Origin of the sequence: Thiomonas sp. (assembly GCF_034007205.1) — a bacterium.
Taxonomy (GTDB): domain Bacteria; phylum Pseudomonadota; class Gammaproteobacteria; order Burkholderiales; family Burkholderiaceae_C; genus Thiomonas.
This window is the reverse complement of record NZ_JAVERI010000001.1, coordinates 231,447-256,998: the sequence shown is the minus strand read 5'-3', so window position 1 is coordinate 256,998 and position 25,552 is coordinate 231,447. Positions and strand designations below refer to the sequence as shown.

The following is a 25,552-nucleotide window of genomic DNA, read 5'->3' as shown; positions in this document are numbered from 1 at the left end:
GAGCCGCCATGCCTGTATGGACCTGGTTCGGCCTGCAAAAAGGCCGCGCGACCACCTCCTGGCCCGAACACCCCGGCGCCGATGGGCAGGAAGGCGTGCTCGGCCTGCCGCGCTTCGATGCGGCGCGCTGTACTGGAGAGCGCCCCCAAGCCGCTGCTTTGCAGCGGCTGCCCACCGAGAGGGATGAGAAAACTTGGGGCGGCCCTGCGTTTTCTCATGAGCAAGGCGGCTGCAGCGATTGCGTGGCGGCCTGCCCGGCGGCGGCCATCACGCGCAACGAAGCGGGCGCGGTTCAGCTCGACTACGCCCGCTGTGTGGGCTGCCAGATCTGCACCGAAGTCTGCCCGCAAGGCGCGTTCACCGTCAGCCATGACTGGGCTTTCGGCGTGCGCGACAAGGCCGATCTGGTGAACCTAGGCTGCGGACAAGACTCCCCACCCCAACCCTCCCCACCGGGTGGGGAGGGAGAAAAGCGCGCCTCCCCCACCTCGTGGGGGAGGGCGGGAGGGGCATCCGAAAGTGACGCGAAGCGCAGTTCTCACCTCCCCCACTTGTGGGGGAGGGCGGGAGGGGCATCCGAAGAAGACGCGAAGCGCAGTTCTCACCCCCCCCACTTGTGGGGGAGGGCGGGAGGGGGAGAAGCGAACACCGCCGCACTCGAACAGCAACTCAAAGGCTTTGGCCGCAGCCTGCACATCCGCCACGTCGACGCCGGTTCGTGCAACGGCTGCGAAAGCGAGCTGCAAGCCCTGCTCAATCCCTTTTACAACCTGCACCGCCTGGGGATTTTTTTCACGCCCTCGCCGCGTTTTGCCGACCTGCTGCTGGTCACTGGCCCGGTGACCGCAGCGATGCGCGAGCCCCTGCTGCGCACCTATGAGGCCATGCCGCAGCCGCGCTGGGTCATGGCCGCAGGCACTTGCGCCACCGGGGGCGGCACGAATGGCGGCGGCTATGCCTGTCATCATGGGTTGGAGGGCATTCTGCCGGTGGACGTGTGGCTGCCCGGCTGCCCGCCCAACCCGGCGGCCTTGATCGAGGCGCTGCTTCTGCTGCTGCGGCGCAGGCCACAGCGGGTGCATGGAGGCCTTCATGAATCTGCCTGATTCCGTCTCACTCGCTGCATTCGGTCTGGCCGCGCTGGCCTGGGTGCTGGCGCTGCTGGCCGATCTGTTCATCGGCACCGTCCTGCCGCGTCTGCTGCTGGCGGCGGGCTGCGCGTTGGCGGCCCTGGGCGCGCTCTGGGGCCTGCCCGAAGGCGGCGCCAGCCTGACCCTGCTGGTTCTGGGCAATGCTCCCGTCGTCTTCCGGCCCGATGCCGCCGCGCTTTGGCTGATGCTGCCCGCGCTGCTGCCTGCCTTGTTCGCCAGCCTGCTCGGCGGCACGGGGCAAGCCCGTGGCTGGGCCGCGGGCGCGGCGCTGTCGCTGCTCGGCGCGCTGGGCGTGTACGGCTTGCAGGACGGCGCGAGCTTTCTCATCGCCTGGGAGATCATGGGCTTTGGCGGCGCGCTCATGTTGCTGGCCGACCATCGCAGCGTGCAGGCCGGGCGCGACAACCTGTTCATGCTCGCCCTGCTCGAAGTCGGCGGCGTGGCCCTGCTGCTGGCCGTGCTCATGCTGGGCCAGAGTCTGGCCTTCGGCACCTACGCGCTTCAGTGGACGCAGTGGGGCGTGGCTTCGGCCTTCTTCCTCGGTCTGCTGTGGCTGGTGGGGTTTGGCGCCAAGCTGGGACTGCTGCCGTTTTACGAGTGGTACCCCGGCGCCTACGGCAGCGGCAGCGGCGCAAGTGGTGCGCTGATGTCGGGGGTGGTGATGAACGCCGCCTACTTCGCCCTCGGCCGCGCCCTGCTGCAATGGATGGGCGATCCGCCCTGGCTTGCCTCCTTCGGGGTTGTGGTGCTGGCTGCAGGCACGTTCACCGCCATTCTGGCCATACTCCATGCCTTCCAGCAGAGCGACTGGCGACGGCTGCTGGCGTTCTCTTCCGCCGAAAACGCCGGGGTGGCGGTGACCGCCCTGGGCGCGGCGCTGGTCTTCCGCGCGGGCGGGCAAGACACCCTCTCGGCCCTGGCCTGGATCGTCGGCATGCTGCATCTCATGGGCCACAGCCTGGCCAAGGGCACGCTGTTTCTCAGCGCCGACGCGGCCGCCGCATTACAGGGCAACCATCATCTGCGGCAAAGCGCCATCCTGCGCCATGCGCCGCTCACCCTCGGCCTGGGCGCGGTGTTCGGCGCCATGAGTCTGGCGGCCATGCCGCCCACCGCGGGCTTTGTGAGCGAGTGGTATCTGTTCCAAAGTCTGTTCCACGACTTCACCCTGAAGACCGACGGCTCGCGCATCGCCCTGGCGCTGGCCGGCGCCGGCATGGCGCTGACCGCCGCCATTGCGCTGGCGACGATGGTGAAGCTGTTCGGCATCGGCCTGCTGGGGCAGAACGAGGAGCAGGCGGCACACCACCGCAAACACCAGACCACACTCACAGCGTTGCAACGGGGAGCCGTGCTCATCACCGGTCTGGCCGTGCCCGCGTTCGCGGTGAGTCTGGTGTTCTGGCTGCCGCAGATGGCCGCCTCGGCCTGGCCCGCCGCGCAAGCGCCGCAGCAGATGACGCACGACTGGCTGCTGGTGCCGCTGTCGGCCGGGTTCGCCTTCATCTCCCCGGCCATGCTGGTGATCGTCGTGCCCTTGCTCGCCCTCATTCCGCTGGCGCTGGTGTGGGGACGGCGCCGCTACGCCGTGCGCCGCGCGCCACTGTGGTGCGGGGGCGAAGACTACGCCGCGCACGCCGGCGCGACCACCGCGCTGTCGTTCTCCAATGCGCTGCGGGTGTTCTACAACTTCATCTACCGTCCGCAAAACGCGGTGGCGCGGCAGTTCGAGGGCAAGGCCTATTTCCTGAAAGAATTGCAGTTCGATTATTCGCAGGCGCCGCTGTTCGGCCCGCTGCTGTTCAACCCGGCAGTGCATGCGGTGCAATGGTTGGCGCGCAAATTGCGTTTCCTGCAGAACGGACTGATGAACGCCTATCTGGCCTATATCGGCGTGTTGTTGTTGGTGATTTTTGGCTGGGTGCTGGTGTGGACGCCGGGCTGAACAGGGCGTCCTGAGTTTCCTGGGCTGCGTCCTGCGGCGTGGCAGTTCTTTCGTTTCCAACCTGCTTTTTCCAAACTTCGGATGCTTTGAATGACTTACGTTTTCATCGCCCTTTTCGCCATCATCGGCGCCTTTGCCCGCTATGGACAGACGCTCGTCGTTCAAGGCATGCTGGGGCGCTCGTTTCCGTTTGCCACGCTGTCGATCAACGTCCTCGGCTCGTTTCTGATGGGTTTTCTGTTTTTCGAAACGCTGGAGCGCATCAACCTCAGCCCTGAACTGCGCGCCGGCATACTCACCGGCGGTTTGGGGGCCTACACCACGTTCTCGACCTTTTCCCTCGAATCGCTGTCTCTGATCGAGAACGGCGAAATGGTGAAAGCCGGGTTGTATATCGGCGCCTCGGTCGTGCTGTCGGTTGCAGCGGCCATGTTCGGCGCCTTTCTGTCACGCAATATGGGAGTCTCGGCATGAGCACCAAATCCGTCACCCTGGTTCGCGTCTATATCAAGGAGGGCGACAAGGACAGCGATCATCACGACCTGATGCGCTCGATCTTCAAACTGCTGCACGAGCAGCACAAGGTGCACGGTGTCACCGTGTTTCGCGGCGTGGCCGGCTTCGGCAGCAAGGGGGAAGTGCATGCCGACGATCTGCTGCGGCTGAACGTGCATCTGCCGCTGGTGCTGGAATTTTTCGACGAACCGGAAGTGGTCGAAGCCGTGCTGCCGCGCATCCAGGAAATGGTGCCGCCAGGCCACATCGTCTATTGGTCGGCGCAGTGCGGCTGCAATTGATTCGCTGATAGTGCTTTCCAAAGCGAGCGCATCATGGGCGAGCGCAGCGCCTTTCAGTACTGCACGTGGTGCTTTGCCGAAATTCCTTTGGATGCCGAGGTCTGCCCCGACTGCGGCACCGACCTCGACGATTACGCGCGGCACACGCCCTACCCCGACCGCCTGATTCATGCCCTGCACCATCCCTTGAGCGAGACGCGCATGGGCGCCATCATCGCCCTGGGCAAGCAGGCTGACCCGCACACCAGCGGCGCGCTGGCCGATTGCGCGCTGGAGCACGATGGCGATGTGATCGAAGGGCTGGAAATCCTGCACGCCCTGGAGCAAATGCCTGCTGCTGACCCGCTGTTGAGATCGGCGCTGCAAAAGTTGGCCGAGCGGCACCCGGCGCATGCGGTGCGTACCCGCGCCCAGCGCCTGCTTCAAACCCTTTGCAAAGTCGATTTACAACAGGATCACGATTCATCCGACCCGAAGACTTCGGCGTAAAGATCGGCGCCGAAGCTGGTCTGCAAGGCATCGCCCACTTCGAGGCGGAAGCTGCGGCTGCCGTCGTCGCGGCGCTGTGCGCGCAGCATCAGCACCTGCCCGGCGTCCTGGTCCTGCAGCCGCCGGGCGGCATCGAACAGATGCGTGACCAGCGCCACCTTGATGCCGCGCTGACGCAGCGCATCGACGACCTGCAGCAACAGCTCGGAGCCTTCGCGCTCGTTGGTCGAGGCAAAAGATTCGTTCGACAGCCACAGCGCGCCTGGGCGTATCTGGTCGGCAATCGCGCTCATGCGGGCCAGCTCCTCATCGAGCTTGCCGCCCTGCATGCCGGCGTCTTCCTCTCGCTTGTAATGGCTGAACAGACCGGTGGTCAGCCCGCCTTCATATGCCTCGGCGGCGACGAACAGCCCGGCATGCAGCATGAGTTGGGCCAGTCCGAGCGAACGCAGGAAGGTGGACTTGCCGCCCTGGTTCGCCCCGGTCACCGCAATCAGGTTCTTGCCCTTGGCATCGAGCGTATTGCCCACCGGGGCGCGCTGCAGGGTGAGCGCCAGCGCGGGGTCGCGCAGCGCCTGTGCGCGCAGAGGCAAGGCTGCGGCGGGTTGGAAACCGGGCAGGCACACCGGCACTTCCAGCTCGGCCAGTCTGTGCTGCAAGTTGAGGCTGGCCACATAAAACCCCAGTTCGGCGCGCAGCAGCTCGAAAAAATCCAGCACATGATCGGTGGCCTGCGCCATGGCATTGGCCACGTCGTTGATGCCGCGATCGACCAGTTCGGACAGCGCCTGCGCGCCCGCTTCGTCACGCTCGGCCAGGCGGAAGGTGTATTGCGGCGGCGCCTGGTGCAGCAGTCGCGCGAGCCAGCCGGGGCGGTTGCCGTTGCCCGCATGCAGCACATAGCCGCTGCCCGCGTTCCCCGCGCCCAGACCCGCGCTGAGCAGCACCCCATGCCGGAAGCGCAGCGTCTCCAGATGCGCCTGCACGGTGTCGAAATAGTCGTCGCCGATGTCGCGCTGCAGGCTCGCGAACAGCGCGCCGAAGGCTTCGGAATGAAAATGGCTCGCCAGGCTGTCGGCTTGCTGCCGCAGCCGGCGCAGGTATTGCACAAAGGTCTGCAGCAACTCGACCGCGCCGCGCAGATTGAAGCTCGGATAGCGCCCGAACAGCCCCAGACCGAACAGATGCTTCTTGCGGCTGTCGATGGCTTGGACCACCAGGGCATAGAGCGCGCGCACTTCTTCGGGATGATCGAGCGCGTCGCGCAGCGCAGCTTGCCGGTAGGCGATGACGCGGGCGTCACCCGCGCCGCTGGCGGCCATCAGGGTGCGAGCGGCCACGTCGAGCAAAAAGGCGTCGCCCTGCGCCATCACGGCCAGCAGCGTGTCGACCTCCAGATCCTGCGCCAGCTCGGGCCACTGGGGCGGCGGATCGGCCTTGGGGTCGAAGTCGCTGTCGGGAAACAGCAGATGGGCTTTCATGCTGTGATCCGTTCGAGCAACTGCTGCCGCGTGACGCCGAACTTTTTCGCCAGCGCCAGGGCGTAAGACTTGCCGTCGGCGGCGCGGCGCACGACCTTGAAGGTGCGGATCGTCGGGTCTTGCGCATCGACCGTGCCGACCATGCTCACGGTGTGCGCATCGAAGGTCGAAAGCTCGTCGAGAAAGGTGACCAACACGCAGGCCGCGCCGATGGCGGAAAGCCGGGCCATGATGCGCCGCGCCAGCCAGAGCGCGTCACCTGGCGTGGTGGATGAAAAAATCTCGTTCATCAGCACCAGGCTGCGCGGCGTGGCCGCAGCCAGAATGCGGTGCATGCGCACCAGATCGTCCTGCAGCTTGCCGCGCTGATTGCTGATTTCTTCGACCCGCTCGAAGTGGGTGAACATCTGGTCGGGCAGCAGCAGGCTGGCGCTGCGCGCGGCCACGGTCAGTCCCAGCGAGGCAATGTGGTGCAACTGGCCGAAGGTGCGTGCCAGCGTGGTCTTGCCGCCGTGGTTGGGGCCGGTGACCACCATCATGCGCTCCTCGCCCAGCAAGGCCATGTCGTTGCACACCACCGGTTTCTGCGCGTCGAGGCACTGCCGGGCCAGCGCCAGGTCGTAGGCTTCACGGGCGTCGATGCGGCCCTGCTCCAAGGTCAGCGCAGGAAAGCACATCGGCAGGCCGGCGCGCTCGAAGCGCTGGGTGTATTCGATCCACGACAGATACCAGGCCAGTTCGCGATCGAGGCGCTCGATGCGGGCATCGGCAAATCCTTCCTGCTCGCGGCGAAACTGCGCCAGCCGCCCGAAGACTTCGGGGTGGAGCAGGGCGACCCGGTCGAGTATCTGCCCTTCCACATGATTGAGCCGGGAAGCCGGGGTGAACTGCACGCGGTAGTCCTTGACCTCGCCCTGACGGAAGCGCGCGAAGGTCTCTGCGATGGTGGCGCTGTAGTCGGGCTGCTGCGGGTCTTGCAGCACCGTGACCGTGGTGCCGTCGATGCGTACCGCGTAACGTATCTGCGCCATCGCGTCGATCAAAGACCGAGCCTCGGTCATGCGGGCGATGTGCGCAGGTGAAGCGAGCAAGGCGGCGACGTGATCGCGCAAGGATTGCATCGCCTGCGATTGCAACCCGGCGCCGACCAGCGCCAGATGCAATGCTTCGAGGGCATGGCCGTAGATCAGCGCCGCATCCACGAACCAGCGCTGTCCTTCGGCAGCGTAGCCCGCCTGCCTGTCCCGCCGCAGCGCGGCGCGCAAGTCCTGCATGCTGCGCTGGAACGCGCGCATGCCCTTGAGCAGCGGCGCCTGCTGCAGATCACGCAGCGCAGCCTGACGATATTGCACGAGGCTCAAGTCGTGCAGCGGCGTGCCGAACAGCACCTGCAGCACAGCCAGCACCTCGGCGCGATACGGGGCTTCGTCATCCGCATGATCGATCACATAGAGCGATGGCTTTTCACGCGGCGCAAAGCCGGCGTAAGTCGCGGAGAAAATCGCTTCGAGGAACAGATCGTGAAACACATCGCGCAGATCGGGGCGCGACTGCGCGGCCTCCTGCTCTGGCGTCGGATAGACGATGCTGTAAAAACCCGACGCCGTGGTCACGCCGACCCCAGCATCAGACGGTCTGTGCTTCAACCTGAACCGCAACAGCCTGTTGCGGCGCAGCCGCTCCTGCCTTGCCCGTATCCGTCTGGCCGGCACGCGCATACTGATAGCTGCGGTTGAACGGATACTCGCTCTGCCGTGCGCGCAGCATGCTTTCGCAGTCGATGCGATCTTCCACCACCCCATTCGGACGGCTGCCCAGTATCTGGAACAGCGAAATCCACCCCTGCTCGAAACCCATGGCCGATCCGGCGAGGTACAGCCGGTAGGCGCGCAAGGTCTTTTCCGCCTTGTCGCCCAACACGCGTCGGGCTTCGTCGAGACGGCCTTCGAGCGCATCGACCCAGTACCACAGCGTCTTGGCGTAGTGCGGACGCAGGCATTCCATGTCCAGCGGCTCCAGCCCGCCGCGCGACATGGCGTCGGCCATCACGCTGATGTGCACGAGCTGGCCGCCGGGGAAGATGTATTTCTCGATGAAGTCGCCCATGCCGCCGGCGAGCTGGCTGTTGTCCACCCCGCCCGCCGTGATGCCGTGGTTCATCAACAGCCCGCCGGGTTTGAGCAGGCGGCGGATTTTGCTGAAATACAGCGGCAGGTTGGGACGGCCGACGTGCTCGCACATGCCCACCGAGGCCACCTTGTCGAAGGGCTGGGTTTCATCGACGTCACGGTAGTCTTGCAGCAGCATCTTCACCCTGCCCTGCAGTCCCTTTTGTTCGATCAGATTGTTGACGTAGGCGTACTGATTCTTCGACAGGGTGATGCCCGTGGCATTGACGCCATAGTGCTCGGCGGCCCACAGCAGCAGCCCGCCCCAGCCCGCGCCGATGTCGATGAAGCGCTCGCCCGGCTTGAGCATGAGCTTGGTGCAGATGTGATCGAGCTTGGCTTCCTGCGCCTGGGCCAGGGTCATCGATGGCTCGGCGAAATAGGCGCAGGAATAGACGCGGCGCGGATCGAGCCACAGGGCGTAAAAATCGTCGGATATATCGTAATGGCTCTGGATCTGCCTGGCGTCCTGCTTGCGGCTGTGGTGACTGTGTTCCCACAAGGTGCGGCGCAGGCCATGCCAGAGTCGCGCCGTGGCGGCCGACGGCTCGTTGCGCGGATCGTCGTCGAGCAGCACCGGGGCGATGCGCATGAGATCGCGCAGATTGCCCAGAATGTCCACCATTCCCTCGACATAGTCTTCGGCCAGCTTGCCGATCTGCCCGGTGGAGATGTGCCACAGCGCACGCTTGTCGCGCAGCCGCATTTCCACCTGCGCATGGCTAGGCCCCACACGCTGGCCGCCCGGCAGCACCACGCTGCAGGAGAGCGGAAGTTGCGACAGACGTTGATCCACCCGACCGAGAAGAGAAGACGGGATCGAAGACATACTGAACTCCTTTCAGATGTGGGCAGACGCGACGCAAAGCGACTGCGGATACAAGTAGATGGGGAAGTTCTGTCGATGGCAGCCCTGAGCGGGCTCACGGTCCTGCACCTGCGGCAGGATGAAATTGATCTTACTGAATGTGAACATCAACAACCCCCCTGAAGAGGGCCTTCCGTTGCGCAGACAACCGTCGACCATGAACAGGGGTAGGAGTCATCAGCCCAAGAGTGGAAGGCTCTGGCAAGGCATTTGTATGGCGAACTCCAGCGCCTTCGATATATAGAGAATCTAGGCCATGATCCAGGAAGGGTCAATGCCCCAAACCGCTCCAATTGCATCGAAATACAAGCTACCGGCATGACCCACAGGCTCAGTATTTCTGCCGCGCCGGAATCACCCCGCGCACGCCGCCCAGCGGCTCGGCCACGTCGCCGGCAAAGCGTGGAATGAGGTGCAGATGCACATGAAAAATGCTCTGCCCGGCCGCGCGGCCGCAATTCACGCCCAGGTTGAAGCCGTCGGGCCTGCGCTCGCGCAGCAGCAGGTCACGTCCCGTCGCGGCCAGAGCGAGCAGCGCCTGCTGTTCCTGCGGCGTGCAGTCGAACCAATCGGCCACATGACGAAACGGAATGAGCAGCAGATGCCCCGGGTTGACCGGGCTGCGGTCGTACACCGCAAACCCCAGTTCATTGTGCAGCACCCAGGGCATGTCCTGGCAGAACGGGCATTGCGGATCGCCGCCCTCTCTCATGTCAGGCCCCGCAGATGCGTGGTGTCGTTGACGAGTTGCAGCGCCACCTTGCCCTGCGCATCCACGCTGAACAGATTGAGGCAGCAAGGTTTTTGCGTGATGCGCCAGTAGCCGGAAAGCGGCAGATCGAGCGCGTGCAGCAGCAGCGCGCGATTGACGCTGTCGTGCCCCACCAGCACCACCGTGTGGTCGGCATGGCGCTGCATCAAGGTACGAAGGCCGTCTGCGGTGCGCAGCGCCAGATCCTGCAGCGACTCGCCGCCGGGAAAACGCACCCACTGCGGCGCGCTTTTCCACAGGGCATATTCCTGCGGATGCGCCGCCTTCACTTCGTCGTGGGTCTTCCATTGCCACTCGCCATAATCGAGATCGTTCACGCCGTCGAGCACCTGTGCGCTCAGGCCGCAGGCTGCGGCAATCTCTGCGCCGGTTTCGCGGCAGCGCCCCATCGGGCTGGTGTAGACCGCCTGCGGAGCGAACTCGGCGGCGATGCGCTGCGCCACCGCCTGGGCCTGCTGGCGACCGAGCGCGGTCAACGCCAGTTCCATGCGCCCGCGAAAGCGCTCGGGATGAATGCCTTCGACTTGGCCATGTCGCGTCAGGATGATTTGCATCGCATGCTCCTCCTTCAGATCGATCGAACCTTATGCGGCAGACATGACGCCATCAAGAAAGACTGTGTAACGCGACATTCCAGTTCAGCCGCGCCCACTCGGCGGCCTCCTGCCGCAGGCTGTATTCGGTCAGCGGATTGGCCCTGAGCCAGGATTGCGGGGCGATGATGTCGAGCGGCGGACGCAGGCCCGGGAGGCTCACCCCGGCGGGCTGATAGCGCAGGTGCAGACCATCGATATCGACGGCGGTGCGGTTGCGCGCCAGAATGACCGCCAGACGCAGCGCCATGACAGCGTCGAGATCCAGGCTTTCCAGATCGGTGGCGCTGAGTTTTTTCAGCTTGCCGGTGTGCGCCAGCACCAGTTGCGCCAGCGCGGCCTGCTCGCTGCGCGAAAAGCCTGGCATGTCGGCGTTCGCGGCGATATAGGCCGAATGCTTGTGATAGGCGCTGTGCGAGATCGACAAGCCGATTTCATGCAATTGCGCGGCCCAGCGCAGCAGACGCTGCTCCGCATCGCAGGCGTCGGGGCGAAGCTGCGCATACAGCCGCAGCGCCAGTTCGGCAACCCGCTGCGCCTGCTGCGGGTCGGCGCCATAGCGCTGGATGAACTGCAGCGCCGTCACCTCGCGCATGTCGTGCGACTGCTCGCGCCCGAGCAGATCGTAGAGCACACCCAGGCGCAGGGCGGCGTCGGTGACTTCCATGTGCTCGATGCCCAGCTCCTCGAACACGCCGAGCATGATGGCCAGCCCTCCGGCCGCCACCGGCACGCGGTCGGGTTTGAGCCCCTCCAGGCGCAGCTTGTTCAGATTGCCCGCCCGCACGAAGGCTCGGCGCAGTTCGCGCAGTCCTTGCAAGGTGATGTCGCCCGGCTGGTCGGGCGGATTGAAACCATTGGAACCGAGCATGTCGGCCAGCGCGCGTGCCGTGCCGCTCGAACCCACGGCATGGTTCCACCCGCTGCGCCTGAAGTCGGCGGCGATGATCTGAATCTCCTTGCGCGCGGCAATCTCGGCGGCGCGCATCGTGGTTTCGTCCACCTGATTGCCCGGAAAGAAACGCTGGCTCATCGACACGCAGCCGATGTAGAGCGACTCCATCATCCCCGGCTCGTAACCCTGGCCGATGATGAACTCGGTCGAACCGCCGCCGATATCGACCACCAGACGCCTGCCCTGCACCACCGAGACCGAATGCGCCGCGCCGATATAGACGAGCCGGGCCTCTTCCCGCCCGGCGATGACCTCGATCGGAAACCCCAGCGCGGCCTGCGCGCGCTGCAGGAATTGCGGCGCATTCTTCGCCACCCGCACGGTGTTGGTGGCCACAGCGCGCACCCGGTCCGGGTGAAACTGCCGCAGGCGCTCGCCGAAACGATGCAGGGTCTGCAGCGCGATCTGCTGCGCCGCTTCGGAGAGATACTTCTTGTCGTCCAGCCCCGCGGCCAGACGCACGGGCTCGCGCAGCGAATCGATGGCGTAGATCTGCACCCCCGCAGCGCTGTCCTGAGCCCGGCCGATCAGCATGCGAAAACTGTTCGACCCGAGATCGACGGCGGCGAGATGATGATTGAGCAGATTGGGCATACCAGGAATTGAACGTCGGTTTGATGACAGGTTTTTGAAAACTGTCATCAAGATTTCATCGGAAACCGTCATTCTCGCTCGGTTTGTTTCCGGTGCTGGCAAAATGCCGGTTGTTTGTTCACCCGAATTCTTCATGCCCCATCCCAACACTGCGCCACGCCTGCTCAATCGTGAGCTGGGCACCCTCGAATTCAATCGCCGCGTGCTGTTCCAGGCGCTCGACGACACCAATCCCCTGCTCGAACGCCTGCGCTTTCTCAGCATCATGTCGAGCAATATGGACGAGTTTTTCGAGACTCGCGTCGCCACCCTGCAAGACATGCTGGAGGCCGATCCGAACTCGCATACACCCGACGGCATGCGAGTCAGCGACGCCCTGGTCGAGATTTCCGCGCGCGCCCATGCGCTGATCGCCGACCAGTACCGCGTCTTGCAACAGGCCGTGCTGCCCGCGCTGGACAGGCAGGGCATTCGCCTCTACCGCCTGTGCGACTGGACCGACGCGCAGCGCGCTTGGGCGCAGCACTATTTCGAGACCGAAGTCTCGCCGCTGCTCACGCCCATCGGTCTCGACCCGGCGCACCCCTTTCCTCGCGTCATCAACAAGAATCTGGTGTTCGCCGTGCAGCTCGGCGGCACCGACGCCTTCGGCCGCAACATCGAGCTGGGCGTGGTGCAGACGCCGCGCACGCTGCCGCGCATCGTGCCCATGCCTGCAGAACTCTGTGACGTGCGCTATGGCTTCATCCTGCTGTCATCCTGCATGCAGGCGTTTGCCGCGCAGTTGTTTCCGGGGCTCGAAGTGCTCGGGGTGCATCAGTTCCGCGTCACCCGCAACAGCGAGCTGTTCATCGACGACGACGACATCACCAATCTGCGCGCCGCCTTGCAGGGCGAATTGCGCGCCCGCCATTTCGGCGATGCCGTGCGGCTCGAAGTCGCCGCCGACTGCCCGCCCGCGGTCATCGACAGACTGCTGCGCGAAAACAATATCCTGCCGCGCGACTGCTACCGCGTGGACGGCCCGGTGAACCTGGTGCGGCTGCAGGAAATCCTCGATTCCGTCAACGAACCGCAACTGCTGTTCCCGCCCTACCTGCCCGCCCTGCCGCGCGACTGGCCCGGAGTCGATGCCGAGATTTTCGACCGCATCCGCGCGCGCGACATCCTGCTGCATCATCCCTACGACGCCTTCTCTCCGGTGGTCGATCTGGTGAAGACGGCCGCGCGCGATCCTTCGGTCGTTGCCATCAAGCAGACCATCTACCGCACCGGCGGCAACTCCGAGCTGATGGACGCGCTCATCGAAGCCGCGCGCAACGGCAAGGAAGTCACCGTGGTGCTGGAGCTGATGGCCCGGCTGGACGAGGAGACCAATATCAACTGGTCGTCGCGGCTGGAAGATGCGGGCGCGCACGTCGTGTTCGGCGTGGTCGGCTTCAAATGCCACGCCAAGATGCTGCTCATCGTGCGCCGCGAAGCCAGCGAGGGCAACGGCCACAAGGTGCTGCGCATGTATGCGCATCTGGGCACCGGCAACTATCACGCCCGCACCGCCCGACTCTACACCGACTTCGGCCTGATGACCGCCCACCCGGAGATCTGCGAGGACGTGCGCCGCGTGTTCCTGCAGATCACCGGCTCCAGCCAGGCGCAGGAACTCAAACGGCTGTGGCAAGCCCCCTTCACCCTGCATGCCAACGTGCTGGCCGCCATTGCGCGCGAGGCCGACCATGCCCGCAACGGCAAACCGGCGCGCGTCTGGGCACGGGTCAACGCCCTGCTCGAACCCACGGTCATCGAGGCGCTTTACGCCGCCTCGCAGGCCGGAGTCGAAATCCGGCTGCTGGTGCGTGGCGCCTGCATGCTGCGCCCAGGAGTTGAGGGGCTGTCGGACAACATCCGCGTGCGCTCGACCATCGGACGCTTCCTCGAACATTCGCGGGTGTTCTACTTTCACAACGGCGGCGATGCCGAGGTCTATATTTCTTCGGCCGACTGGATGGAGCGCAATCTGCTGCGCCGGGTCGAGATCGCCGTGCCGCTGCTCGACAACAAGATCAAGGCGCAAGTCATCCGCGAAGGTCTGCGCGTGCAGTGGCAACACCCGGGCAATGCCTGGGAGATGGACAGCGACGGCAACTACCACCGCCCGCGCGGCTCACGCAGCCGGCTGAGCTGCCATCAGGTGCTGATGCACTCGCGGCTGGAACGCAGGAATTGACCGCCTGAAACTGCGCCGTTTCAAGCCGCTTTGAGCGCGTTTTCCGCTGCGTTTGCGGCAGACGGCGTTCCTGCGGGCGCCAGTCGTGCCGCCGGGAAGCGCACCACGAAACGACTGCCCTTGCCCGGCGTGCTGTGCACCAGCAACTCGGCCTGGTGGCGCAGCAGCACATGTTTGGCGATCGCCAGCCCCAGACCGGTGCCGCCGGACTCGCGCGAACGTCCGCGATCGACCCGGTAGAAGCGCTCGGTCAGTCGCGGAATGTGCTCGGCGGCGATGCCGATGCCGGTATCGATCACGCTGAATTCGGCCCAGCGCGGTTTGTCGTCGACGAACACGGCGTCCCATTGCAGATGGATGCTTCCCCCGTCCGGCGTATAGCGCACCGCGTTGCTCACCAGATTGGACAGCGCCGAGTGCAGTTCCTGCGGACTGCCACGCACCCACAGATCGGTGCGCACTTCCATCCCGATCCGATGCCGCCCGGAGGACAGCGCCAGCGCCTCGTTCTGATACTGCGTCATCATCGAAGGCATGTCGATCACCACTTCGGCGGGGGGATAGGGGTCGCCTTCCAGTCGCGCCAGCACGAGCAGATCGTCCACCAGATGCCGCATCCGGTCCGACTGCGCCTGCATCATGTCGAGCACCCGCAGGCGCTGCGTATCGTCCAGCGGCATGTCGCGCATGGTCTCGACGAATCCGCCCAGCACGGTCAACGGCGTCTTGATTTCATGCGACACATTGGCCACGAAGTCGCGGCGCATCGCCTCGGTACGCTCGAGCTGGGTGATGTCCTGGGACAGCAGCAGTTTCTGCTGGTCGCCGTAGGGAAAAATCTGCACGCTCAGCGTGAACTGGGCGCGCGAACCTGCACGGTGCATGTGCAAGGGCTCGTGAAAATGCCCCGCCTGCAGATAAGCCACAAATTCCGGATTGCGGATCAGGTGCACCGCATGCTGGCGCAGATCGCGCTGGACATCGAGGCCGAAGTGCTGCGCCGCCGTGGCGTTGCACCAGTCGATCTGGTTGTTCTCATCGAGCAGGATCACCCCGATGGGCGAGACCTGCAGCGCCTCGATGAAGCGGTGCAGCTTCGATTCTTCGTAGCCCACGCGTCCCGTCCACAGGCGCAGTTGACGTGAGGCGCGATAAAACACCTCGGCCCATGCCCCCGAGCCCTTGGGCGTCGGCGTGGCTTCGGGCGCCCTGAGCCAGCGGATCAGTTGCGACAGCGCCAGCGAATCGCGCACCACTACGCCGACGAGCACCAGCAACGCCGCCATGATGGCTCCAGGGTATCCGTCGATCAGAGTACCCACCCCCGCCGCCAGCAGAACCAGAAGCAGGATGAGCGAGATGCGCCAGGCGACAGAGATCATGGAAAAACGCGCGCTTAAGTGTAGGGCTTGTGCCAAACGGCAATGTAAAGCAGATGCAGCCCCATTCGCCAGGCCTGCATCAAGCCCATATCAAGTCAGGCCGCCGACGCCTGCAGCGAGCGCGACTGCGCAGTAAAGCGATAGCCCGCGCCGCGCACCGTTTCCACCATCTCGGCGCACTGCACCTGCGCCAGCGCCTCGCGCAGGCGCTTGATGTGCACGTCGACCGTGCGCTCTTCGATGAACACATGGTCGCCCCACACCTTGTCGAGCAGCGCACTGCGACTGTGCACTCGTTCGGGATGCGCCATCAGGTAGTGCAGCAGCTTGAATTCGGTCGGCCCCAGGCGGATTTCGATCGGCTCGCTGCCCGGTTTTTTATACAACGCGCGGCGGCTCGATGGATCGACTGACAGCCCGCCCATCTGGACCAGCTCATCGGTGAGCTGGGGCGCGCGGCGCCGCAGAACGGCGCGAATGCGAGCCAGCAGTTCCTTGGGTGAGAACGGCTTGGTGATGTAGTCGTCCGCCCCGGCGTCGAGGCCCTGCACCTTGTCGCCCTCTTCGCTGCGGGCGGTGAGCAGGATGATGGGTATGGCCTTGGTCCGGGCATCCGTGCGCAGGGCGCGAGCCAGAGCCACCCCTGACATCCCCGGCAACATCCAGTCGATCAGCAACACATCGGGCAGCACGTCGCGAATCACTCGCAGCGCTTCCTCCGCACTGCCGGCGCGGATCGGGCAATGTCCCGCATGCTGCAGGTTGATCGCCAGCAGTTCGGCGATGGCAGGCTCGTCCTCGACGATCAGAATATTGCTCGACAGGCTCATGGTGGGGTGCTTTTCAGAACAGGACGCGGATCAAGGCACGCAGATCAAGGCGCGCGAATCAGAGCGAGTCGGCCACTTCACGAAAGGCTTGCTTGTTGTGCCGCACGTCGGCGCCGCGCACGATATAGATCACGAACTCGGCAATGTTCTTGGCGTGGTCGCCGATGCGCTCGATGGCCTTGGCCACGAACATCAGATCGAGCATGGTGGAAATGGCGCGCGGGTCTTCCATCACGTAGGTGATGACCTTGCGGGTGAACCCCTCGAACTCGTCGTCGATGCGGAAGTCGGATTCGACGATGTCGACCGCGGCCTTCTCGTCGAGGCGTGCAAAGGCATCGAGCGACTTGCGCAACTGCTCGATGGCCAGATCGGAGCCATGCTGCAGATCGCTGATGCCGATGGACATGGGCACACCCGATGCAACGATGTCGCGGGCCATGCGCGCGATGCGCGCCGCCTCGTCGCCCGCCCGTTCCAGGTTGGCGATGGTCTTGGAAATGGCCACCAGCAGACGCAGGTCGCGCGCCGTGGGCTGGCGCTTGGCGATGATCTGCGTGATCTCGGCGTCGATGTCCACCTCCATCTGATTCACCCGCTTCTCGACCTGCAGCACATTGCGCGCCGCCTCGATGTCGAGATGGCGCAGGGCATAGATGGCCTGCGCCAGTTGCGATTCGACCTGCCCACCCATTTCCAGCACACGAGTGGAGACGGCATTGATTTCAGCGTCGAACTGAGTCGACAGATGGGGTTTGTCGTCCATGGTGCGGTCCAGTAAGTAAAACAATCGGCAAAGGGCTGTGCGAGTCTTAGGGTCGACAGTGGAAGAAGCCAGACCGATCAGCCGAAGCGACCGGTGATGTAGTCCTCGGTCTCCTGCTTCTTTGGCTTGAGGAAGATTTGATTCGTCTCACCAAACTCGATGAGCTCGCCCAGATACATATAGGCGGTGAAATCGGACACCCGCGCGGCCTGCTGCATGTTGTGCGTCACGATGGCCACGGTGTAGTCGCGCTTGAGTTCGATGACCAATTCCTCGATCTTGGCCGTGGAAATGGGGTCGAGTGCGGAGGTCGGCTCGTCGAGCAGCAGCACTTCGGGCTTGATCGCCACGCCGCGCGCAATGCACAGCCGCTGCTGCTGACCGCCCGACAGGCTCATGCCGCTTTGATTGAGGATGTCCTTGACTTCTCCCCACAGCGCGGTCTTGGTCAGCGCCCATTCCACCCGGTCGTCGAGTTCGGACTTCGGCAGCTTTTCATACAGCTTGATGCCGAAGGCGATGTTGTCATAGATCGACATCGGGAAAGGCGTGGGCTTCTGGAACACCATGCCGATCTTGGCCCGCACCAGCGACACGTCCTCCTTGGAGGTGAGGATGTTCTTCCCTTCGAGCAGGATCTCCCCTTCGGCGCGCTGCTCGGGGTAGAGCTCGAACATGCGATTGAATACCCGCAGCAGGGTGGACTTGCCGCATCCGGACGGGCCGATGAAAGCCGTCACCTTGTTCTTGGCAATTTCCATGTTGACGTTCTTGATCGCCTTGAATTTTCCGTAATAGAAATCCAGGTTTTTCACCGTCATGCAGACAGGGGTCTGGAGGGTTTCGGCAACAGCGCTCATCAGGGGTCTCTCAGTATTTTTGACGAAGCAGGAAGCGTGCAGTCATATTGGTGACGAGCACACCAAAGGTAATGATCAACACACCGGCCCAGGCCAGGCTTTGCCAGTTGCTGTACGGACTCATCGCATAGTTGTAGATGGTCACCGGCAGGTTGGCCATCGGCTGCGAAAGACCGACATTGAAGAACTGGTTGTTCAGCGCGGTGAACAGCAGCGGCGCGGTTTCACCGGTGATGCGCGCCACGGCAAGCATGATGCCCGTGAGCACGCCGGCGCGCGCTGCGCGCAGGACCACCGCGGAGATCACCTTCCACTTCGGCGTACCCAGGGCGTAAGCGGCCTCGCGCAGCGAACCCGGCACGAGCTGCAGCATGTCTTCGGTGGTGCGCACCACTACGGGCACGACCAGCAGCGCCAGGGCGATCGACCCCGCCCAACCCGAAAAGGTCTTGGTGTTGGCCACGATCAGTGCATACACGAACAGGCCGATGATGATGGAGGGGGCGGCCAGAAGAATGTCGTTGATGAAACGTGTCACCTTGGCCAGCCAGCCCGTTGTGCCATATTCCGACAGGTAGACCCCGGCCATGATGCCCAGCGGTGTACCGAGCAGGGTGCCGACGAACGTCATGGCCACAGAGCCGTAGATCGCGTTGAGCAGACCGCCCTCGGCCATGGGAGGCGGCGTCATTTGGGTGAAAGTCGCCAGACTCAATCCGCCGACGCCGAGCAGCAGTACCGAATACAAAATCCAGAGCAGCCAGATCATGCCGAACACCATCGCCACCAGCGATAGCGTGAGCACCACGATATTGGTCATCTTGCGGCGACCGAAAAAGCGCTGGCGGAAGTCGGCTTGGGGGGGTTGGCTCAAGGCGGTGGTACTCATGTGCGGCTTCCTTCCCCTTTGGCGAGTTGAACCAGCAGCAGCTTGGACAGCGCCAGCACGACAAAAGTGATGAAAAACAGGACCAGCCCGAGATAGAACAGGGCTGACTGATGCAGGGCCCCTGCTTCGGCGAACTCATTCGCCAGCACCGAGGTGATGGTGTTGGCCGGGGCGAACAGCGACGAGCTGAACGCGCTGGTATTGCCCACGATGAAGGTCACGGCCATGGTCTCGCCCAGGGCGCGCCCCAAGCCGAGCATGATGCCGCCGATGACACCCGCCTTGGTATAGGGCAATACCACATGGCGCACGACTTCCCAGGTGGTGCAGCCGATGCCGTAGGCGGATTCCTTGAGCATGGGCGGCGTGATCTCGAACACGTCCTTCATCACCGAAGCGATGAAGGGGATGATCATGATGGCCAGGATGATGCCCGCCGAAAGCAGGCCGATGCCGACCGGCGCCCCCTGGAACAGAAAGCCGATGCCGGGAATGCCGCCGAACAGGTTCTGTATCGGGGCCTGTACATAATTCGCCAGCAAGGGCGCAAACACCAGCAGACCCCACATGCCGTACACAATCGAAGGGATGGCGGCGAGCAATTCAATGGCAGTGGCCAGAGGACGACGCAGCCAGGTGGGTGAAAGCTCGGTAAGAAACAGGGCGATGCCGAAGCTCACGGGCACCGCGATCAGCAGCGCGATGATCGAGGTGACCAGCGTGCCGTAAATCATGGAGAACCCGCCGTACTGATCGTCCGTCGGGTTCCAGGTGGAACTGGTGAAAAAACCGAGGCCGGTCGCCTGGATCGCTGGCCAGGCGCCGATGAACAGCGACACGATGATGCCCGCCAGGGTCGCCAGGGTGAGGATGGCCGCGCCACGCGCCATGCCGGAAAACAGCAGGTCGCCGAGTGGACTGTGCACGCGCTTCTGGCCTGCACCGGGCTCACCGAGAGCCGCTTGGGTGGTTGCGTTCATGGGGGTTGTGGGATAGCTCACGGCCATGAGGGTAAATCCTTCAATCAAACCGGCCCGGGCGGAGCTCTCCGCTCGGGCCTGTGACATCCCGCGACGATCAACTGATAATGAAGCGGTTGATCATCGCGAGGGATTTGCTGCTCGCAGGATTACTTCCAGACCGGCTGGCCGCTGGCGGATTTCACGACGCCCCATTCCTTGTAGATGGATGCTTTCACCGAATCCGGCATGGGGATGTAGTCGAGTGCCTCGGCGTATTTGTCGCCATTCTTATAGGCCCAATCGAAGAACTTGAACGTGTCGGCGGTCTTTTCCGGCTTGTCGGCGATCTTGTGCACCAGGATATAGGTGGCGTTGGTGATCGGCCAGGAGGCGTCGCCCGGCTGGTCGGTCAGCACCTGGTAGAAAGTCTTGGACCAGTCGGCACCCGCAGCGGCCGACTTGAAGGCGTCAATGGACGGCTTGACCACCTTGCCGGCCTTGTTCACCAGATCGACGACGATGAGCTTGGGGTTCTGCTTGGCATAGGCGTATTCCACGTAGCCGATGGAGTTGGGCAATTGGGAAACGAAGCCCGCAACACCCGGATTGCCCTTGCCGCCCGTGCCGACGGGCCAGTTGACGGTGGTGCCGAACTTGTACTTCTCGGCCCACTCGGGGTTGGTCTTGGACAGGTAATTCGAGAAGATGAAGGTGGTGCCCGAAGCATCGGCACGGCGCACGACGGCGATTTGCGCATCAGGCAGCTTCACGCCGGGGTTGAGCTTGGCGATGGCCGGGTCGTTCCACTTGGTGATCTTGCCCATGTAGATGTCAGCCAGCACAGCGCCGGTGAGCTTCATTTCATCGGACTTCATGCCGGCGATGTTGACCACCGGCACCACGCCGCCCATCACGGTGGGGAACTGGATCAGACCATCCTTGGCGAGTTCCTCGTCGGTCAGCGGCATGTCGGATGCGCCGAAGTCGACCGTCTTGGCCTTGATCTGCTTGATGCCGGCGCCAGAACCCACGCCTTGGTAGTTCACCTTGCCCAGGCCGGCCTTGTTGAACTCGTAGGCCCATTTTTCATAGACGGGCTGGGGAAACGTGGCGCCAGCGCCCGAGATTTCCAGAGCGTTGGCGCTGTAGGCGGCGGCCAGGAGGGTAGAGGCCAGCAGGCTTTTGACGATGATTTTCATTGAATGATCTCCCTGAGGTGGTACCGCAAACGGTACAGAAAGAGTGATGCAAAAGTGGTGAAGCAACGCGCCTCGATGGCGGTTGCAGACACTTTAGGACACGAATATGACATTTTCGTGTCAGTCACAGCGAGACGCCTGCCACCCGCGACAAAGCATCAGACGGTCCGCTTTGAAGTCAGGAAAGCTCTGGCCACCAGATTGATGACCAGCACCATCGCCACGACCAAAAAGGCCGCGGCATACGCCAGTGCGTGTGCCGAGGCAAAGGGTTCGTTGATGAAATTCCAGATCACATAAGTGAGGTAGCCGATCGGCTCCTGCGTGAGATGGCCGTTCCACAAATAGTTGGACCAGCCTGCGGTATAGATCAGCGGCGCCGTCTCGCCCACAGAGAACGCGAGTGCAAACAACACCCCGGTGATCACCCCTGAGCGTGCCGCAGGCAACAGCACGCGCAATACCACCTGATGCTCCTTGCAGCCCAGCGCATAGGCCGACTCGCGCAGGCTGGTGGGATTCTGCCGCATCGCCAATTCGGTGAATCGCGCGATATAGGGCATGACCATGATGGCCAGGGTAATGGCGCCGGCAAGCGCCGAGAACTGCCACCCCATCCCGATGACCAGAGTGACGTAGACGAAATAGCCCAGCACGATGGACGGCACGCCAGCGAGCACGTCCGCCAGAAAGCGCACGGTATTGCCCCAGCGTCCATTGCCATACTCACTCAGGTAGATGCCGGCCAGCACACCCAAGGGCGCACCCAACAAAATCGCGCCGCCGCTGAGCACCAGGGTGCCTTCGATGGCATTGAGCAGCCCGCCGCTGATGCCATTGGTGACTTGCGTGAACAGCACGGGCGAAACCGCCGAACCCCCCTTGACCAGAGTCATCCACAGGATGTCGGCCAGAGGCACGACGACGATGGCGAATGCCAGCACGCAAAGCACCGCGAAAAAGCCGCTGAACAGGCTGCGCCGCCGCTGCAGACGGCGCACACGTTCAGACGCGATGGAGACCGGCGCGGTGGGTGAGGAGACGAGCGATGACATTGACGATGACCGCGATGATGAGCAGTACCAGGGCGATTTCCGCCAGCGAGCGCACAGCCATGCCGCTGGGGTCCTGCAAGGCACTGTCGAGTTGAGAAGCGATGAAAGCCGCCATGCTGGTGATGGGGCTGTAAATCGTGTCGGGCAGGTAGTTGAGTGCGCCGCCGCTGACCATGAGCACGGCCATGGTCTCGCCCAGCGCCCGGCCAAGTGCCAGGATCACGGCGCCGATCAGCGGCACGCGCACGGAGGGCATCACGATCTTGAGCAGCACCTCGGCCCGGGTTGCGCCCAGACCGAAGCTCGATTCGCGCAACTCGCTGGGTACGCGCTTGATCGCCTCGAGCAAGGTGTTGGTGATGACCGGCAACACCATGATGGCGAGCACCAGAGAGGCCGAGAGCAGGCCATAGCCGCTGGTCGCAGCGCCCGAGAAAAAGGGAATGAAGCCCAGCACGCGCTCTAGAAACGGCGCAATATGCGTGAGCACCAGGGGCGCAAGTATTTCCAGGCCCCACAGACCATAGACCACGCTGGGCACCATGGCGAGCAATTCCACGACCTGGGCGAACGTGCCACGCAACTGATGGGGAGCAAAGTCGTTGAGAAACAACGCCACGCCAATACCGACTGGCACGGCCAGCAGCAACGCGATGGCCGAACTCGCCAGCGTGCCGACGATGAACACCCAGATGCCATAGGTGGCACCGATGGGCACTTCAAAACCGTCGCGCCTGACGGGATTGGCGTAGAGATTGCCCAGATTCCAGGTTTCCGTGGTGAGGAAATGCAGGCCGTTGAACTGAATCGCCGGCCACGAATAGCTGGTGAGGAACACCACCACCGCCAGCAGGGCCAGAGGAATCAGGGTCGAGACGGCGAGTAGTCCGGGACGAAAGACGCGCATGGCAAGTCGATTCAGAACATCGTTTGAAAACTTATCCGGCCCGCCCCGTTCAGGGCAGGCCGGATGTCACAGCACAGGGTCGCCAGGGTTTACTGAATCTTGGCGATCTGCGCCTTGCTCAGCTCCTGAATCCGAGCCGGCAAGGGGATGAAGCGCACCTGATCCAGATACTTGGGCGCGTTGCCGCCTTTGCTCTGCACCGCCCAACCGAGGAATTCACGGATGGCCTTGGCCGTCTCGGGATTCGCCTGCTTGGAATTGACGATGGCGTACTCGTAATTGATGATGGGATAGGAGTCCGCACCCTCCGAGAACACCAGGCTCAGGCGCTCATCGGCCGGGGTCTTGGCAATCAGACCGGCAGCAGCCGCACTGACCGTCTTGGCGGTCGGCAGCAGAAAGTGCCCGGCCTTGTTCTTGATCATCGCCGTGCCCAGGCCCGCCTTGGCGATTTCCTTGTGGAAGCTCACGCCGATATAAGCCACGGAATAAGGCGTCTCATGGCAGGCCTGCACCATGCCGGGGTTGCCGTTGGCGCCGACCCCGCCCTGCACTGCGGGCCAGGAAATGGTCGTGCCATAGCCGACGCTGTCATTCCACTTGGGCGTGGAGAACGACAGGTACTGGCTGAAAATGAAGGTGTCGCCGCTGCCGTCGGTACGGTGGATGGGCACGATGGTGTGGTTGGGCAGCTTGACGCCGGGGTTGAGTGCCTTGATCGCCGGATCGTCCCAGTTTTTGATCGAGCCGTCGTAGATGCCGGCCAGCACCGGGCCGTCGAGCTTGAGGTGCGTTTTGTTCAGACCGGGCACGTTGTAGTTGATGGTCTGCGCCGAGATTGCGAGCGGGATGTTGAGGATCGACGGGTTCTGCTTGATCTGCGCGTCGGCCATGTAGGCATCGGAGGCGCCGATCTGCGCCACGCCCGAAATCGCCTCGGCAATGCCGGTGCCGCTGCCCGTGCCCTGGGTCGTGATTTTCACATCGGGATGGGCCTTGGTGTAGTCGGGCACCCAGAGGTTGAACAGCGGGTACAGCAGGGTCGAGCCGGTTTCCAGCAGGGTGATCTGCGCGGCTTGTGCGGGCAGGGCGAACAGGCCAGAGGCCAGAGTGAGGCCAGCGACAGCCAGACCGGCCTTGAGCTGGGTGCGACGAGACAGATTCAAGTTCATATTCCTCTCCGAAGTGGCAATCCCCGCGCTGACGGGCGGGGCTGAACGTCATTCGAAACGCCGAATATGACAACTCCGTGATGCGATATGTCTTGTTACCACTCTCACAAATGGGCTTTTGGAAATCAAGGACTTAACCCGTTTTTAGCGGGTTGTTCACGCTGATTCGAGCAAAGCGGCCTTCAGAGCGGCAGCCACTTGCGCGCCATGCTCCTGCTCGGGGTGCTCGACCATGATGCGCAAGACCGGCTCCGTCCCCGACGGGCGGATCAGCACCCTGCCACTGCCATTCATCCGTGTTTCCGCCTCGGCGCGGGCCTGGGCAAATCCGGCGTGGGTTTTCCAGTCGAGCCCCGGCGGCAGCTTGACGTTGAGCAGGGTCTGCGACAACAGTTGCACCGCCTGCAACTGCTCGCTCAGGCTGCGGCCGGTGCGCACCACGAGTTCGAGCATCTGCAAGGCGGAGACGATGCCGTCTCCCGTCGTATGCCGGTCGAGCAGCAACAGATGCCCGGAGCCCTCGCCCCCGAGCTGCCAGCCTCGGGCCAGCAGCTCTTCGAGCACATAGCGGTCACCAACGGCTGCGCGCACGAACTCCATGCCTTGCTGTCGCAGCGCTTTTTCCACGGCGAGATTGGTCATCAGCGTGCCGACCACCCCTGCCGGACGCCGGTCCATGGCCAGCAGGTAGAGCAACTCGTCACCGTTGAACAGGCGACCGTGACGATCGACGAGTTGCAGCCGGTCGGCGTCGCCATCGAGGGCGATGCCGTAGTCGGCCTGGTGTGTGCGCACCGCGCGGATCAGGGAATCCGGCGCCGTCGCGCCCACGTCCTTGTTGATGTTGAACCCATCGGGCTGAACCCCGATGGAAATCACTTCGGCCCCCAGTTCGTGGAACACCGACGGAGCGATGTGATAGGCCGCACCGTGCGCGCAGTCCACTACCAGACGCAGCCCCTTGAGGGTGAGGTGGTTCGGGAATGTGCTCTTGCAGAATTCGATGTAGCGCCCCGCCGCATCATCGAGGCGCCGCGCCTTGCCAAGCTGCTCGGAGGGCACGCAGCCCTCGGCTTCGGTCAAGGCAGCCTCGACTTCGAGTTCCCAGACATCGGGCAGCTTGCTGCCGCCGGCCGAAAAGAACTTGATGCCGTTGTCGGCGAAGGGGTTGTGCGAAGCGCTGATCACCACCCCCAGATCCAGTCGCAGCGCGCGGGTGAGATAGGCCACCCCAGGCGTGGGCAACGGGCCCACCAGCACCACGTCGCAACCTGCCGCAATGAAACCGCATTCCAGCGCGGCTTCGAGCATATAGCCGGAAATGCGCGTGTCCTTGCCGATCAGCACCGTAGGTCGGCGCAGACCCTGGCTGCGCAGCACCTTCCCCGCAGCATGCCCCAGGCGCAAGCCGAACTCCGGCACGATCGGACTCTTGCCCACAAGACCACGAACACCGTCGGTTCCAAAATACCGTCTGCTCATTCCCTTTTCCC

24 protein-coding genes and 1 riboswitch are annotated in these 25,552 nt (G+C 63.6%); of the genes, 6 read left to right on the top strand and 18 right to left on the bottom strand.

Annotation, left to right across the window (positions count from 1 at the left end; all coding sequences use genetic code 11):
• Positions 1–8: 8 nt before the first annotated feature.
• From RBR52_RS01215 to RBR52_RS01195, 5 genes are all read left to right on the top strand, one after another.
• On the top strand, positions 9–1,106 hold the full coding sequence (locus tag RBR52_RS01215; protein WP_320375351.1) for a 4Fe-4S dicluster domain-containing protein: 1,098 nt from the start codon (positions 9–11) through the stop codon (positions 1,104–1,106).
• On the top strand, positions 1,093–3,096 hold the full coding sequence (locus RBR52_RS01210; RefSeq protein ID WP_320375350.1) for a proton-conducting transporter membrane subunit: 2,004 nt from the start codon (positions 1,093–1,095) through the stop codon (positions 3,094–3,096). Before RBR52_RS01215 ends, RBR52_RS01210 begins: the two co-directional genes overlap by 14 nt.
• Positions 3,097–3,186: 90 nt before the next feature.
• Positions 3,187–3,570, top strand: coding sequence for a CrcB family protein (locus RBR52_RS01205; protein ID WP_320375349.1), 384 nt, complete (start codon positions 3,187–3,189; stop codon positions 3,568–3,570).
• Positions 3,567–3,893, top strand: a complete 327-nt coding sequence (locus tag RBR52_RS01200; RefSeq protein ID WP_320375348.1) for a DUF190 domain-containing protein — start codon at positions 3,567–3,569, stop codon at positions 3,891–3,893. Before RBR52_RS01205 ends, RBR52_RS01200 begins: the two co-directional genes overlap by 4 nt.
• A gap of 33 nt (positions 3,894–3,926) precedes the next feature.
• The gene (locus tag RBR52_RS01195) at positions 3,927–4,382 is read left to right on the top strand and encodes a zinc ribbon domain-containing protein (protein WP_320375347.1); all 456 of its coding nucleotides are present in this window, start codon (positions 3,927–3,929) and stop codon (positions 4,380–4,382) included.
• Here RBR52_RS01195 and RBR52_RS01190 read toward each other — a convergent pair.
• The 7 genes from RBR52_RS01190 to ppx all read right to left on the bottom strand — a co-directional run bounded on the left by RBR52_RS01190 (position 4,349) and on the right by ppx (position 11,813).
• Positions 4,349–5,863, bottom strand: a complete 1,515-nt coding sequence (locus RBR52_RS01190) for a MutS-related protein (protein ID WP_320375346.1) — start codon at positions 5,861–5,863, stop codon at positions 4,349–4,351. The two genes, RBR52_RS01195 and RBR52_RS01190, sit on opposite strands and share 34 nt — an antisense overlap.
• A complete protein-coding gene (locus tag RBR52_RS01185; protein ID WP_320375345.1) occupies positions 5,860–7,476 on the bottom strand; it encodes a MutS-related protein in 1,617 nt (538 codons plus the stop codon). The genes RBR52_RS01190 and RBR52_RS01185 overlap by 4 nt, the downstream gene beginning before the upstream one ends.
• Before the next feature lie 13 nt (positions 7,477–7,489).
• The gene (locus RBR52_RS01180; RefSeq protein WP_320375344.1) at positions 7,490–8,860 is read right to left on the bottom strand and encodes a class I SAM-dependent methyltransferase; all 1,371 of its coding nucleotides are present in this window, start codon (positions 8,858–8,860) and stop codon (positions 7,490–7,492) included.
• A gap of 12 nt (positions 8,861–8,872) precedes the next feature.
• Positions 8,873–9,007 carry a hypothetical protein gene (locus RBR52_RS01175; RefSeq protein ID WP_320375343.1) on the bottom strand — a complete coding sequence of 45 codons (135 nt, stop codon included), beginning with the start codon at positions 9,005–9,007 and terminating at the stop codon, positions 8,873–8,875.
• Between the two features lie 53 nt (positions 9,008–9,060).
• Positions 9,061–9,140, bottom strand: a riboswitch (Fluoride riboswitch).
• A 90-nt stretch (positions 9,141–9,230) separates the two neighbouring features.
• Positions 9,231–9,611: an HIT family protein gene (locus tag RBR52_RS01170; protein ID WP_320375342.1), complete on the bottom strand. Its 381-nt coding sequence runs from the start codon at positions 9,609–9,611 to the stop codon at positions 9,231–9,233.
• On the bottom strand, positions 9,608–10,225 hold the full coding sequence (locus RBR52_RS01165) for a histidine phosphatase family protein (RefSeq protein ID WP_320375341.1): 618 nt from the start codon (positions 10,223–10,225) through the stop codon (positions 9,608–9,610). Before RBR52_RS01165 ends, RBR52_RS01170 begins: the two co-directional genes overlap by 4 nt.
• Positions 10,226–10,277: 52 nt before the next feature.
• Positions 10,278–11,813: an exopolyphosphatase gene (ppx, locus tag RBR52_RS01160; protein WP_320375340.1), complete on the bottom strand. Its 1,536-nt coding sequence runs from the start codon at positions 11,811–11,813 to the stop codon at positions 10,278–10,280.
• 133 nt (positions 11,814–11,946) lie between these two features.
• Here ppx and ppk1 point away from each other — a divergent pair, with 133 nt between their 5' ends.
• Positions 11,947–14,037 (top strand): polyphosphate kinase 1, encoded by a 2,091-nt coding sequence (gene ppk1 / locus RBR52_RS01155; RefSeq protein WP_320375339.1) that lies wholly within the window; start codon positions 11,947–11,949, stop codon positions 14,035–14,037.
• Positions 14,038–14,057: 20 nt separating this feature from the next.
• Here ppk1 and phoR read toward each other — a convergent pair whose 3' ends face one another.
• The 11 genes from phoR to glmM form a co-directional block, all read right to left on the bottom strand.
• On the bottom strand, positions 14,058–15,416 hold the full coding sequence (gene phoR, locus RBR52_RS01150; protein ID WP_320375435.1) for a phosphate regulon sensor histidine kinase PhoR: 1,359 nt from the start codon (positions 15,414–15,416) through the stop codon (positions 14,058–14,060).
• Between the two features lie 98 nt (positions 15,417–15,514).
• Positions 15,515–16,243, bottom strand: a complete 729-nt coding sequence (gene phoB / locus RBR52_RS01145) for a phosphate regulon transcriptional regulator PhoB (protein WP_320375434.1) — start codon at positions 16,241–16,243, stop codon at positions 15,515–15,517.
• A 64-nt stretch (positions 16,244–16,307) separates the two neighbouring features.
• Positions 16,308–17,015 carry a phosphate signaling complex protein PhoU gene (gene phoU / locus RBR52_RS01140; RefSeq protein ID WP_320375338.1) on the bottom strand — a complete coding sequence of 236 codons (708 nt, stop codon included), beginning with the start codon at positions 17,013–17,015 and terminating at the stop codon, positions 16,308–16,310.
• Positions 17,016–17,092: 77 nt separating this feature from the next.
• Entirely contained in the window at positions 17,093–17,875 is a 783-nt protein-coding gene (gene pstB, locus RBR52_RS01135; RefSeq protein ID WP_320375337.1) for a phosphate ABC transporter ATP-binding protein PstB, read from the bottom strand.
• Positions 17,876–17,885: 10 nt separating this feature from the next.
• Positions 17,886–18,764, bottom strand: a complete 879-nt coding sequence (gene pstA / locus RBR52_RS01130) for a phosphate ABC transporter permease PstA (protein WP_320375336.1) — start codon at positions 18,762–18,764, stop codon at positions 17,886–17,888.
• Positions 18,761–19,744, bottom strand: a complete 984-nt coding sequence (gene pstC / locus RBR52_RS01125) for a phosphate ABC transporter permease subunit PstC (RefSeq protein ID WP_320375335.1) — start codon at positions 19,742–19,744, stop codon at positions 18,761–18,763. The genes pstA (RBR52_RS01130) and pstC (RBR52_RS01125) overlap by 4 nt, the downstream gene beginning before the upstream one ends.
• Positions 19,745–19,893: 149 nt before the next feature.
• Entirely contained in the window at positions 19,894–20,925 is a 1,032-nt protein-coding gene (gene pstS, locus RBR52_RS01120) for a phosphate ABC transporter substrate-binding protein PstS (RefSeq protein WP_320375334.1), read from the bottom strand.
• Between the two features lie 158 nt (positions 20,926–21,083).
• The gene (gene pstA / locus RBR52_RS01115) at positions 21,084–21,980 is read right to left on the bottom strand and encodes a phosphate ABC transporter permease PstA (protein ID WP_320375333.1); all 897 of its coding nucleotides are present in this window, start codon (positions 21,978–21,980) and stop codon (positions 21,084–21,086) included.
• Positions 21,931–22,887, bottom strand: coding sequence for a phosphate ABC transporter permease subunit PstC (gene pstC, locus RBR52_RS01110; RefSeq protein ID WP_320375332.1), 957 nt, complete (start codon positions 22,885–22,887; stop codon positions 21,931–21,933). Before pstC (RBR52_RS01110) ends, pstA (RBR52_RS01115) begins: the two co-directional genes overlap by 50 nt.
• An 89-nt stretch (positions 22,888–22,976) precedes the next feature.
• Positions 22,977–24,053 (bottom strand): phosphate ABC transporter substrate-binding protein PstS, encoded by a 1,077-nt coding sequence (pstS, locus tag RBR52_RS01105; protein ID WP_320375331.1) that lies wholly within the window; start codon positions 24,051–24,053, stop codon positions 22,977–22,979.
• 162 nt (positions 24,054–24,215) lie between these two features.
• Positions 24,216–25,541 (bottom strand): phosphoglucosamine mutase, encoded by a 1,326-nt coding sequence (gene glmM, locus RBR52_RS01100; RefSeq protein ID WP_320375330.1) that lies wholly within the window; start codon positions 25,539–25,541, stop codon positions 24,216–24,218.
• Between the last annotated feature and the right edge of the window lie 11 nt (positions 25,542–25,552).